10 protein-coding genes are annotated in these 12,259 nt (G+C 65.1%); 3 read left to right on the top strand and 7 right to left on the bottom strand.

Features of this window, described 5'->3' with window-relative positions; translation table 11 throughout:
* Window position 1: 1 nt before the first annotated feature.
* The 7 genes from ACXZ1M_RS19620 to ACXZ1M_RS19590 form a co-directional block, all read right to left on the bottom strand.
* Window positions 2-1,378 carry an alpha/beta hydrolase family protein gene (locus ACXZ1M_RS19620; protein WP_459049321.1) on the bottom strand — a complete coding sequence of 459 codons (1,377 nt, stop codon included), beginning with the start codon at window positions 1,376-1,378 and terminating at the stop codon, window positions 2-4.
* Window positions 1,379-1,439: 61 nt separating this feature from the next.
* Window positions 1,440-3,746: a TonB-dependent receptor gene (locus tag ACXZ1M_RS19615; protein ID WP_459049320.1), complete on the bottom strand. Its 2,307-nt coding sequence runs from the start codon at window positions 3,744-3,746 to the stop codon at window positions 1,440-1,442.
* Between the two features lie 89 nt (window positions 3,747-3,835).
* Window positions 3,836-5,158, bottom strand: coding sequence for a hypothetical protein (locus ACXZ1M_RS19610; RefSeq protein WP_459049319.1), 1,323 nt, complete (start codon window positions 5,156-5,158; stop codon window positions 3,836-3,838).
* Between the two features lie 28 nt (window positions 5,159-5,186).
* Window positions 5,187-6,362: a PepSY-associated TM helix domain-containing protein gene (locus tag ACXZ1M_RS19605; RefSeq protein ID WP_459049318.1), complete on the bottom strand. Its 1,176-nt coding sequence runs from the start codon at window positions 6,360-6,362 to the stop codon at window positions 5,187-5,189.
* Between the two features lie 31 nt (window positions 6,363-6,393).
* Window positions 6,394-6,702, bottom strand: coding sequence for a 2Fe-2S iron-sulfur cluster-binding protein (locus tag ACXZ1M_RS19600; protein WP_459049317.1), 309 nt, complete (start codon window positions 6,700-6,702; stop codon window positions 6,394-6,396).
* A gap of 30 nt (window positions 6,703-6,732) precedes the next feature.
* Window positions 6,733-7,956: an NAD(P)/FAD-dependent oxidoreductase gene (locus tag ACXZ1M_RS19595; RefSeq protein ID WP_459049316.1), complete on the bottom strand. Its 1,224-nt coding sequence runs from the start codon at window positions 7,954-7,956 to the stop codon at window positions 6,733-6,735.
* The gene (locus ACXZ1M_RS19590; protein WP_459049315.1) at window positions 7,953-8,825 is read right to left on the bottom strand and encodes a class I SAM-dependent methyltransferase; all 873 of its coding nucleotides are present in this window, start codon (window positions 8,823-8,825) and stop codon (window positions 7,953-7,955) included. Before ACXZ1M_RS19590 ends, ACXZ1M_RS19595 begins: the two co-directional genes overlap by 4 nt.
* Before the next feature lie 169 nt (window positions 8,826-8,994).
* Between ACXZ1M_RS19590 and ACXZ1M_RS19585 the strand changes: the two genes are divergently transcribed.
* The 3 genes from ACXZ1M_RS19585 (at window position 8,995) to ACXZ1M_RS19575 (ending at window position 12,235) form a co-directional block, all read left to right on the top strand.
* Window positions 8,995-9,753, top strand: coding sequence for a response regulator transcription factor (locus ACXZ1M_RS19585; protein ID WP_459049314.1), 759 nt, complete (start codon window positions 8,995-8,997; stop codon window positions 9,751-9,753).
* Between the two features lie 8 nt (window positions 9,754-9,761).
* A complete protein-coding gene (locus tag ACXZ1M_RS19580; RefSeq protein WP_459049313.1) occupies window positions 9,762-11,075 on the top strand; it encodes an ATP-binding protein in 1,314 nt (437 codons plus the stop codon).
* 113 nt (window positions 11,076-11,188) lie between these two features.
* Window positions 11,189-12,235 carry a hypothetical protein gene (locus tag ACXZ1M_RS19575; protein ID WP_459049312.1) on the top strand — a complete coding sequence of 349 codons (1,047 nt, stop codon included), beginning with the start codon at window positions 11,189-11,191 and terminating at the stop codon, window positions 12,233-12,235.
* The last annotated feature ends 24 nt before the right edge of the window (window positions 12,236-12,259 follow it).

Genomic DNA, 12,259 nt, shown 5'->3' with positions numbered 1-12,259 from the left:
CTCAGAAGCGGCCGGCCTTACTCAACCAGCCATCGACATAATCATAGGTGGTTTTGACAGTATCGCCGAACTGGCCAGGCGTCTTCTCGCATTTGGTGCAAGGCATGTAGACGTGGTCGGCGCCTTCGACAAACGCTAGCGACTTGTCGGCGCTGCGGGCGCGCTCGTAGATGATTTCCGCCGCCAGTCCCTCCCAATGGCCCGTCATGCCCAGCGCCAGGAACGGCACGCTGATGCCCTCGGCGTTGCCGGGAGGACTGGCATAAGTCGAGTTCCATTCGACGCCACGGATGGTGTCTTCATCAAAGCCGAATTCGGCCGTGGTGCGAATCGCATAGCTCGACAGATAGTTGCGCACCGTGGTTTTCAGCGCGCCGAACTTGAACGAGGACAGCTGCATCGGCGGCGTTTCCGGTACGCGCACCGAGCGGATGATTTCGTTCGTCACCGAGCCGTCGCCATGCAGCAGCGGCCAGGCCTTGCGCGAGCGCGACAGGAAGCGCGGGTCTTCGGGGAACATCTTGTTGGCCGCCAGGAAGGCGCCCGGCACGATGAACACTTCATCGTCGGCATAGCGGCCCTTGCCGGCTTCGATGGCGGCCAGGCGGTCCTGCGCCATCTTCAGCAGTTTGTTGGCGCGGCGGCCCTGGGCGGCCTGGAAGGTGCGGACAAACTCGGGGCTGTAGTTGGCGCCCTCCGGACGGTAGCCGTTCTTCGGATTCTTCACGCTCAGCGCAGGGTTGGACTTCATGCCGCTGGTTTCATCGGTCACGGCCGGGTCTATGCTGAGCAGCACCATCTCCGCCTGGCCCCAGTTGGCATCGGCCAGCACCACGCCGTCCGCCGCCGGCAAGCCGGCCAGCTTGTCCGGGCACTTGTGGATCTTGGCGCTGTCCTGGCAGAACTGCACGCCATGCTCGGCGATCGCCTGGTAAGCCGTCATGATGGTGGCGCCGCCGCTGTGGCCGAACAACACCACCTTGTCGATGCCGGCGGCTTTCCTCAGGTAGGACACGCCGGCCTTGGTCTGCAACAGCACATCGTCGAGGATGCCGTCGTTGAAGTGGAACGATTTGCTGGTGGTGTTGTTCGCGCACAGCACTGCATAACCGCGCTTGGACATTTCGGTACAGGCGGAAAACTCCAGGTAGTCGCCGTCGGCGTGCATGACGAACAAGCCGATATGGCTCTTTGGCCCGGCCTGTACAGGTTGATACAGCACCGCCGGCACGCCGGAAGCCAGGTGCACAAAGGTCGCCTTGATCGATGGATCGAGCGGCTTGCCGGTTTCAAACTGCGCGTGGGCCGGGGCCAGCACTGCGCCGGAGATTATGGCTGCGGCGCCGGCAAGGCGACAGAACTGGGAGAAATTTCTCACGTGGGTTTCCTTCATGAAGTAAAAATATGGAGGCGGCAGCTGGCCGCTGCCGCGTTTGAAATCAATAGTGCATCGCCAGCCTCAGGCCGAAGGTGCGCGGCGCGGTCACGCGGGCCGTTGCCGCGTTGTCGACGCCGGGGCTGTTGGTGCCCAGCTGCAGGCTGTTCAACTGCAGCTTGTCCTCGATGTTGCGCACATAGGCGTGCAAATCGAATTTGCCGGAAGCTGGAACATACGAGAGGCTCAAGTCGCTGCGGGTGAAGCCAGGCTGCTTGTATTGCGCCGGCAAGCGGGCATATACGGGCAGGCCGGCGCCGGCCAGGTCGCTCTTGTAGTAACCGCTGTTGAAGCGGGTATTCCAGCGCAGGCTGAGGTTGCCGCTGGCCAGTTCCCAGCGATGCTCGTAGGAGACCGCGCCGGAAACGGTAGGCGCGTTGTCCATGGTCTTGCCCGAGAAATCGACCGGATGGGCCGCAATGAAGCCGACGCCGAGATCGCCATAGCGGGCCCGTTCGAACGCCAGCGTGAGGCCGAACTTGTCATACGGCGTGGCCTTCCAGTTCAGCTCGTTCTCCCAGCCTTTCATCTTGGCTTCCGCACCCTTGGTGTAGATCAGGATCACCGGGCCGCCGGGACCGAAACCGAAGAACGTCGCGCTGGTCACCTGGAAGCTCTGGTAGTCGTAGTAGTACAGCGAGGTGTTGTATTGCAGCGCAGGCGTCAGCTGGGCCTTGTAGCCGGCCTCGTAGGCGATGACTTTCTCCGGATCGTAAGGACCAGGTTTGCCGGTGGCAGGATCGAGGTCGTTGAAACCGCCGCCCTTGTAGCCGGACGCCACATAGCCATACACCATGTGGCGCGGCGCCAGCGTATAGTCGGCACCCAGGCGCCAGGTCAGGCGCTTGGCCGACTGGCTGCCGTCGTCGTTGGTGGACGGGCTGACGCAGGAATTCGGCGGTGCACAAGGCGCGCCGGAGGCGTCAAGGAAAGGTCCAGGGCCCGCGGCGATGGTGGCCTTGCGGAACATGCTGTCGCTGGAATAGCGCAGGCCGGCCGTGTATTTCAGCGCCTCGGTGGCGTGGAAGTTGACCTGGCCGAACACGCTTTTGCCGGAGTGCTGGGTCGGCCCGACGATGCCGGGGTTGGGCAGATTGCAGGCGGCCGACAGCGACGGCGCGCATTGCGCGTCGGAGATCCAGTTGTTGTCCTTCTCGTTGTTGAGTTCCTTCTGATAATTGATGCCAGCCACCCACTCAAGCTGCTGTGGCGCGGCGTTGGCGAGGCGGATCTCGTGGGCGTCGTTGGTGATGTCGGCGCGGTAGTCGATCCAGGTGTAGTTGTTGCCGTTCAGCGTGGCCGTGCCCATCACGGAAGGCTCCATGATGTCGTGCGCCTTGAACTTGCTGTGGCCGCCGACATAGGTCAGGTGCACCGCGCCCAGGTTGAGGTTGAACTCGGTGTTGAAGGCGGTGAAGTTGTCGTCGATGGCCGGCGTGTAGGGGTTGAAGTAGACCTGGCGCGCGGCCTTGCCGTCCTTGTTCAGGACGGAGTCGTAGAGCGCGCCGCCCGGTCCGGAACCGCCGATGTGGCCGAAGGTGCCGGTCACCAGCAGGCTGGCCGATTTGGAGATGTCCCACAAGGCCGACAAGCGGGCCGTGCGGTTGTTTTCATCATCGAGCTTGGGCGCGACCAGGCTGCTGGTCTTGTTGATCGATTCGGTCAGATAGCCGTCGCGCGAATTCACGCTGGCGGCGGCGCGGAGCGCCAGGTTGTCGGACACCGGCACGTTCAGCATCATCTCGCTACGGCGGGCGTTGAAACTGCCGAGCTCGACGCTGACGGCGGCGTCGAATTCCTTTTGCGGCTTGGCCGTGACCACGTTGATAGCGCCGCCGGTGCTGCTCTTGCCGTACAGCGTACCCTGCGGCCCACGCAGCACCTCGACCCTTTCCAGGTCGAAGAAAGCGTTGCCCATGATCTGCGGCCGCGAAATCGGCACCCCGTCCAGATTGAAGGACACGCCCTGCTCGCCCTTGCTGGTCAAGTCAGTGGTCGAGACCCCGCGTATGCTGATGTTAACGCCGTGGGACTGATTGCCGATGTTCACCGCCGGCACAATGTTCTGCAGATCGCCGGCGTTGAAGACGCCTTGCTCCTTCAGCATCTCGCCGGACACCACGCTCAGCGCGATCGGTGTCTTGGACGGCACGCCGGCGGTGCGTTCGGCGGTAATCACCACCTCCGTCATGCCGTTGTCGGCCGCCTTGGACAGATCGGCCGGCGCCGCTGTTTGCGCCATCACGCCGCCGGCCGCCACGCAGCCGACCACCATGCCGCCGGTCGTCAATAAATTCGAAATCGTGTTCATGTTGTTGTCTCCTCGAAGTTTCAGTAGTTTTTTTTATGACTGAATGCAGGGCTGCTCAAACGCTTGCTAGGTACTCATTGCTCGTTTCCTTATGGGTTGGAAGATGGGGCCAGCAATTGCTGCAAGCCTTGGGAAAGCGCGCCCGTGGCGCACCCCGGTTTCACGGGCGAACCGGTGACGCCGTGGGTCGGGTATTGGTAGGCGGCGTCGTTCAGCACATAGCCGACCGCGCCGGCCAGCATGGTCATCACCGACGTCTCGGCCAGCGGCGAGGCGCGCTTAAGCGCCACGCCGATATCGCTGGCGATGTCGGCGCCGACGCCGGCCAGCACGATGTCGTTCAGCCGCAGCACCGCCATCGGAATCGCAACCGGCCCGGTGGGCGTGATGCCCTGCACCTGGCGCGTGGCGCGGTCCACCTGGTAACGATGGCCGGGGCAGCTGACGGCGGCCGCGCCGGCCGTCAGCCGCACCTGCGCAACGCCGGCCGGCGCCGTCGCCAGCGCCTCCAGCGCGGCGCCTGCCAGGCGGCGTGCCTGCAGTTCCAGCAGACTCCAGCCGCCCGCGCCCATGTCGGCGCCGGCCAGGCCGGCCTCCGGCTGCAGCGACTTGAACAGCGGCAGCTGGTCGCCCTCGGCGCCGCTGGTGAACAGCGCCACCGGCACGCCGCCGGGCCGCGTTTCCAGCAGGCGCGATACGGCGCCGGGCAAATCTCCCGTCACCTCATAGCCGCCGTCCCGGCTGACGCTGCGGAACATCACTTCGGCGTGGCTGGCATAGTTGAGCAGCAGGCCGAGCGACTTGCCGGCCAGCGTGTCGATCCGCAGCAGGTCCAGCGTCTTGTCGGACGAGCCGGCCGGGTCGTACCAATCCTTGCGCCCGGCCTGCTCGCCGTTGTTGGTGTTGACGTGGGCCTGTCCGCGCACAAAGCGCAGCGTGGCCGGTTGCAGCACGGCCAGCGCCTGCCGCGCGGCCTGCACGGCGGCATCGCGAATGCGGTCGATCTCGCGCCGCTCGGCGGGATTCGGCTGCTGGCTATGGAAGAACACCAGCGGCACGCTGTGCGTATGTGTCGCCAGCACCATGATGCTGGACGCCGGCAGGCCGGTGGCCTGCGCCAGCGCCGCCACGAAGGCACCCGGCTCCGGGATGGTGGTCACTTCCACGCTGACGATCAGCGCACGGTGGCCGGCGCTGTCGTCGAACGCCAGGCTGCGCACGAAGACATCGTCGTGCACGCCGACAAACGGCTTTTCGTTGCCGCCGCGCCAGGGAAATTCGGACGCCGGCGTGGTGATCGAGATCTTGGCTGCGCCGGCCAACAGCTGGCCTGCATGAACTTGAGGGGCGAACGCCGCCATCGTCAGGCTGGCGGCAAGGGCCGCGAGCCTGAACACAGATTGCTTGGACATGTTATTCCTTAGTGAATGCGGAGTTCCTTCAGGTCCACAAGAGCGCGGACTTGCCGTTCTTCTTCCTGCGCAGCCACAGCTGCACGTACATGACGATGCCGGACACCGACAAGTACACCAGCGCCAGCCCGCCCAGCAGGTTCATGACGCGGGCCGGCAGGCCGAACATGTCACCGGAGTGAAAGTGCTTGATGTCTTCGTGCACCTGGGTACCGAAGGGGAAGCCGCTGACCGGGTAGCCCGGCTCGTACAGCGTTGCGACGTTACCGTTGCGGGCGTCATACACCACCTGCCGGGTCGATGCGCCGCCGGTGACGATCACGCCCTGCGGCATGCCGCCGTAGATGCGAGCCCGCACCACCTTGACCGGTGTGGACGGCTCGGTCTTGCGGAAGTTCTCCAGCGCGGCGGCGGCGATCGCTCGCACCTGCCCGGCCTGCAACGGCGCGCTGGCGTCGAAGCCGTGGTCGACCTTGACGAAGGTGTGCCACACGCTTTCAAAGCCGAGGAAAGTGCCGGAGAACGCGATGGCGATCAGGAACACCGCCGACAGCAGCGAGACGATGCGGTGCAGGCTGCGCCACATGCCACCGCCCATCCACAGCAGTCCGCTGCGGCCGGTCTTTACGCGTCCCGCCATCAGCTTGTAGTACATCCAAAGACCGGAGATGATCAGCACCCACAGCACTATCCCGCTGAGCAGCTCGAAGTAGACGCCCGGCTTGTCGCTCATGGTCCAGAAACGGTGCAGCTCCTTGGTGTACTGGCGCAGGCTGTACGGCAGCGGCGTGAAGCGCGGGATCGGCGCCACCGCTACCGGCTCGCCGGTGACGGCGTCAAAGCCCAGTACCTGGTCGCCGAGTTTGAATTGGCCGACCAGGCGCTGCTCCACCATGCGCAGTTCGGCGAAGCGCGGCGCGGCGCCGGGCGCGGTGCGCTCCAGAGCGGCCAGCGCCGTGTCCATGGCCGTTCCAAGGAGGACGTCGGCCGGCAGGCTAGCGGTGCCGAAATCGCGCGCCGAGATGACGGTGAAGTCGCCGTTGCCGTAGCGGCCTTCCTCAATCGACTGAATCACCGGATCGCTTTCCGGCGCGTTTGAAAGCAAAGCGGCAAGGTCGAGCGACTGGATCAGGGTGCCGGTGGCGCCCAGGTAAAGCATCAGCAGTGCGGCGAAAATTGCGAGAGTACGGTGCAGGGTACGCATGTCGGGTGGTTCTTTCTGAAAGCGTTGCGGATCAAGGCAGGCGGACGACCAGGCCGTCCAGCGCCGCGTTGACGATAATCTGGCAGGCCAGGCGGCTGTTGTCCTGCAGGCCGGAGGCGTAGTCCAGCGTCGATTCCTCGTCCGCATTCTTGCGCGGCAGGCGGTTCGCCCAGGCGCCATCGACGATCACGTGGCAGGTGCCGCAGGAACAGCTGCCGCCGCACTCGGCTTCGATGCCGGCGACGTTGTGGCGCACCGCTGTCTCCATCAGCGATTTGCCTTCCAGGGCCGCAACCATCTGCTCTCTGCCGCCGGGCTGGATGAAAGTAATCTTGGTCATGCTTGTCTCCTTGCTTTTTTGTTTTGGTCTCTATTCTTGCGACATGAGCTGCTTCATCGTCAGCGACATGTCCATCAGTCTTTGCTTGTCCAGCGTGCCCCTGCGGCCGATCAGCTGGCGCCCTGCCATGAATTCCGCCGGCGCGTTGACCGCTTCCACCGCCAGCAGGCGCTCGCCCTGGAAGTGGAACAGCGCCAGCATCTGCTTATCGGCATCGCCACGCAGCACGACATTGTCCGCGCCGATCGGGTAACCGGCGATCTGGATCTTCAGTCCGTACTGATCGGACCACTGCCACGGCACTTCCGGCGCCGGCGCAGCGCGCCCGGTGATCGCACTGGCCGCTTGTTTGGCCTGCTCCATGGCGTTCGGCACGCTCTCCAGCCGCGCCATGCAGTCATACAGCGGCAACGGCCGCCGCGTGACGTCGCCGATGGCGTAGATGTGCGGGTCCGAGGTGCGCGCATCCAGCCCGACCACAATGCCATCGTCGCACGCCAGTCCCGCCGCTTTGGCCAGGCCGTCGTTGGGGCGGCCGCCGACACCGATCAGCACCACATCGGCGGCCAAATCGCGGCCGTCGTCCAGCACCACCGCGCCAACCTTGCCCGCGTGCGGGACGATGCGCGCAACGCAGCGCCCGGTCTCGATCAGCACGCCATGCCCGGCATGTACGCCGGTCAGCAGCGCCGACAGCGCCGGATGCGCGACGCGGGCCAGCACGCGCGGCGCCCGCTCGACCACGGTGACCTGCGCACCGATCATGCTGGCGGCGGCCGCGACCTCCAGGCCGATGTAGCCGCCGCCGACGATCACCACCTTGGCGCCGGCATGGATCGCAGCCTTCAACCGCTCCGCATCGCGCACGCCGCGCAGCGTCAGCACGCCTTCGCTGTCGATGCCGGGTATCGGCGGCAGCAGCGGGCTACAGCCGGTGGCCAGCACCAGGCTGTCGTAAGCGATAGCCTCGCCATCGTCGAGTTGGAGGCGCCTTGTGGCGCGGTCGATGCCAACGATGCGGCAGCCGAGCCGCAGCGCGATGTGGTTCTCCTGGTAGAACGCGGCCGGGCGCAGTGCGACCTGCTCCGCCTGCATCTGCTCAAGCAGCCAGCCTTTCGACAGCGGCGGCCGCTGATACGGCAGGAATTCCTCCTCGCCCACCAGCGTGATATCGCCGTCGAAGCCGTACTGGCGCAGGAAGGCCGCCACCGCGCCGCCCGCGTGGCCGCCGCCGGCGATTACGACGTGGCTCACTGGCCGCCCTCCGCAGAACTTTTGCGCGCCAGCAGCAGCACCGTGTCGAGGCGCTGCCAGATCACGCTGACATCGGTGAAGCCGGCATCCTTCAGGCTGGCGAGCTGACTAGCCAGCGACGGCGTCGCATAGTCGGCGTGATGCACCGGCGGACCTTCGACGATGGCGTTGATGCCGCTCGACGCCAGCTCTTCGCGTGCGCCCTCCAGCCGGCGCGTCCACGCCGGGCCGGCGGCGCCCACGTGGTCCAGCGTCACCAGCCAGCCGCCGGACGGCAACCTGGCCGCCGCCTCCCGATGGAAGCGGCGGATGCCATCGAGGTTCTGGTGGATCGACAGCCAGGACGTAATCAGCACATCGACGTTGCGCGGCACGCAGCCCTGGCTGATGTCGCGAGAAGGACAGCCGATCACGTAGTCGACCTGCTTGCCGAAGCGCGCCAGGCGCATTCTGGCGTTGTCTTCGTTGCCGGTGACCGGTTCGGTCCACTGTCCGTGCGACTGCGGGAAGCGCTGCATGAACGCTTCGAGGAATTCGCCGGTGAAGGAACCGACATCGACGATCGAACGCGGCGCCGGCAGATCCTGCGCCACCACGGCCGCCGCCAGGCGTCGCGCAGCCCCAAGACGGTCGCCGGCAGGCTCGCCGGGATTGACCGCTTCGAAGTACACCTTGGGCGCGATGTCGGCCAAGCTGGCCGCCGCGTCGGGCTTGGCGTAGGCGCGCGCCACCACGGCGGCACGCTGCGCGACCGACGCCAGTTGGGTCGCTTGCACCGCCGACGCGTCTTGCGCCATCGCCGGAGCCGACGCCAGCATCAACACCAGGGTCGGCGCGCAAGCCAACCGCAACAATCTTTTTTTATTCAAAGCAGGTCTCCTTTATTATTCTCGGTCATGCCTAGGCAAGCCGGGTTGCTAGCAAGATATGTGAGCGAGAAAAAAAGGTCAATGAAATCAGTGGCTTATATACATATTGAAATAATATGTCTGGATTGACACACGATCGCGAAGACGCCGCTGGCATAATCAGCACACCATGACATTCGCCCCCATCCTGCTCGTAGAAGACGATCCCGACATCAGCACGCCGCTCTCCGGCTTCTTGCGCAGCAAAGGCTATCCGGTCCATGTGGCCGACAGCGCGGAAGCGGCCTTGTCCCTGCTGGAACACGAGCCGGTGGACCTGGTGCTGCTGGACGTCATGCTGCCCGGCATGGATGGCCTGGAGCTGTGCCGCCGCATGCGCGCCGCCGACGGCGGCCCCGCCATCATCATGGTCAGCGCGCTGGCCGAGCCGACCGACAAGGTAATCGGCCTGGAACTGGGCGCAGACGACTACGTGGCCAAACCCTTCGACCTGCGCGAACTGCTGGCGCGCATCCGCACCGCGCTGCGCCGCCGCACCGCGCCGGCCGACGCCGCTGCCGGCGCCGGCGAACTACCGGACACAGGCGGCGCGGAAGCGGTACCGGCCGAACTCGAATTACATTTCGCCGGTTGCCGCTTCTTCCCGTACCGCCGCTTCGTGCGCTCGCCGGCCGGCATCCGCATACCGCTGACCGGCGCTGAGACGGATCTGCTGCTGGTGTTTTGCCAGCACAGCAGGCAAGTGCTGTCGCGTGAAGCGCTGATCGGCTACACGCGCGGCAACAATTTCCCCATCTCGGCACGCTCGGTCGACTTGGTCGTCAGCCGCTTGCGCCGCAAGCTGGCCGGCGACAAGCCACACGCGGAAACCATCCGCACCGTGCGCGCGGACGGCTACGCCTTCCAGCCCGAAGTGACCTTCAAATGAAATGGCGCATGCCCGAGCTGTTTTCTTCGACGCTGGGCCAGATCGTGCTGATCTGCGCCTGCTCCTCGGTGGTCACCTTCCTGCTGTTCCTGGCGCTGCTGTTCAATCCCAACCGCCCGCCCAATGTGCCGTGGCCGTGGCAGACCACCTTCCGCATCGCCAGCGTGATCCGCGTGATCGAACGCACGCCGCCCGCCGAACGCGCGGTGGTGGCCGAGGCGATGGCGCAGTCGGATATCACTTTCCGTGTCACCGACAAGCCGGCGCCGTGTGCCATCGTCACCATGGACACCGACGAACTGGCGCGCGCGTTCGCCTATGAACTGCCGCAAGGACCGCAGGTGAAGGTCACCTCGTGCGTGCAAAAAGATCCGCGCAGCGACATCCTGGTGCTTGCGCAAATCGGCGGCACGCTGCTGGAAGCGCGCTCGCACGGCGCCTGGCTGGAGCAGACACGCATGTCGGTGCCGTTCTTCGGTGCGCTCGGTTTCCTGTTCGTGGGTGTGATCGCCATGTCGTCGTGGGCGGTGGCGCGGGTGGTACGGCCGCTGGGCAGGCTGGCGGACAAGGCCGACGCCTTCGGCCACGATCTGGCGCCCGCGCCCATCCTGGAAGAAGGGCCGCGCGAGATACGTCGCGTGGCGCGCGCCTTCAACCTGATGCAGGAACGCATCGCGCTGTCGCTGCGCAACCGCACGCGCATGCTGGCGGCGGTAAGCCACGACCTTCGCACGCCGTTGACCCGCATGCGCCTGCAGCTCGACACCCACGCCGACGGCGCGTCGAGCGGCATCATGCGCGACAAGCTGCGCAAGGATATCGATCTGATGCGCACCATGCTGTCCTCGGCGCTGGCCTTCCTGCGCACCGGCACGGAGCTGGAGAACAAGGAGTGGCTGGACCTCGGCGCGCTGGTCGCCACCCTGTGCGACGAGTACGAGGAAGGCGGCGCGGCGATCAGCTACCTGGGCCCAGACCAGCTGCGCTTCTTCTGCCGGCCGGATGCGATGCAGCGGGTCTTCATGAACCTGATCGACAACGCCCTGCGCCACGGCGAAACGGTGGTGGTGGCAGCTGCGGAGCAGAACGGCGCCATCCTGATCGACGTCATGGACGACGGGCCAGGCATACCCGAAGCGCACCTGAAGGATGTGCTGGAACCCTTCGTCCGGCTCGACGTCGCGCGCGGCGGCGCCACCGGCAACGTCGGCCTGGGCCTGGCCATCGTCAACGACATCGTGCGCGCGCACGGCGGCGAAGTGGTGCTGGCCAATCGCCGGCCGCGCGGACTGCAGGCGCGCGTCGTGCTGCGCAAGGCTTGAATGTGTCAAACTCGACGCAATATTTCAATGTGAACATAAGCTACTGATTTCATTGATTGTTTTACTTCCGTGGCTTATCGTTCAAGCAAATTGAACAGGGAGAATCGACATTCATGAATAAGTTCGCTGCCATAGTCCTGGCGTTGGCCGCCGCCGAGGGAGTTCACCACGACGCCGCCGCTCAAGCGCCAAGCGTCACCATCGGCAATGATCTGCTGAGCGCCACCGTCGCCCTGCCCGACGCCCGCAAAGGCTACTATCGCGGCACCCGCTTCGACTGGTCGGGCGTGCTCACCAGCCTGCGCTACAAGGGCCACGACTACATCACGCCTTGGTCCGACATCAACGATCCCGCCGTCAGCGACTACGAATACCGTGGCGACAAAATCGCCACCGGCACCACCACGACCATGATCGGATTGCCTGAAGAATTCGCCTCGCTGCCGGAACGCACGGCCTTCGGTTGGGAAGCGGCCAGGCCTGGCGGCACTTTCGTCAAGATCGGCGTCGGCATCTTGCGCAAGCCTGATGACCAGCCCTACGACCATTTCCGCCAGTATGAGATTGTCGATGGCGACAAGTGGGAGGTGCAGGCCGGCGCCGATGCCGTCACCTTCAAGCAGGCCGTCAATGATGCCGCTTCCGGCTACGGCTACGCCTACACCAAGAAAGTCGCCATCGTCGCCGGCAAGTCTGAACTGGTTATTGAGCACACGCTGCGCAACACCGGCATCAAGCCCATCACCGGCTTCGTGTACGAGCACAACTTCATGCGATGGGACAACCAGCCGCCTGGGCCTGACTACTCGATGCACTTTGCCTACGATCCCAAGCCGGCCGAGCCGCTCGGCGACATGCCGCTGGCCTACAACGGCCGCAGCGTCAGCTTCACGCGCGCCCTGGCCGGCAAGGAATCCGTACGCAGCCTGCCGACAGGCTTCGGCGGTGACGCCAGGGACTACGATTTCCGCTTCGAGCACAAGGGCCTGGGCATAGGCCTGCGCATGACGGCCGACCAGCCGCTGTACCGCGCCGTCATCTGGGGCATGCGCACGGTGTTCTCGATCGAGCCGTTCATCAGCTACGACATCCAGCCCGGCCAGCAGTTCAGCTGGACGCATACCTATCAGGCGTATCAGCTACCGTATCGCAACAATTGAGATGGTTGCGACGTAAATTTTTCA

The sequence above is a fragment of the Duganella paludis genome, assembly GCF_054461335.1.
This window is presented reverse-complemented; position numbering and strand designations above follow the sequence as displayed.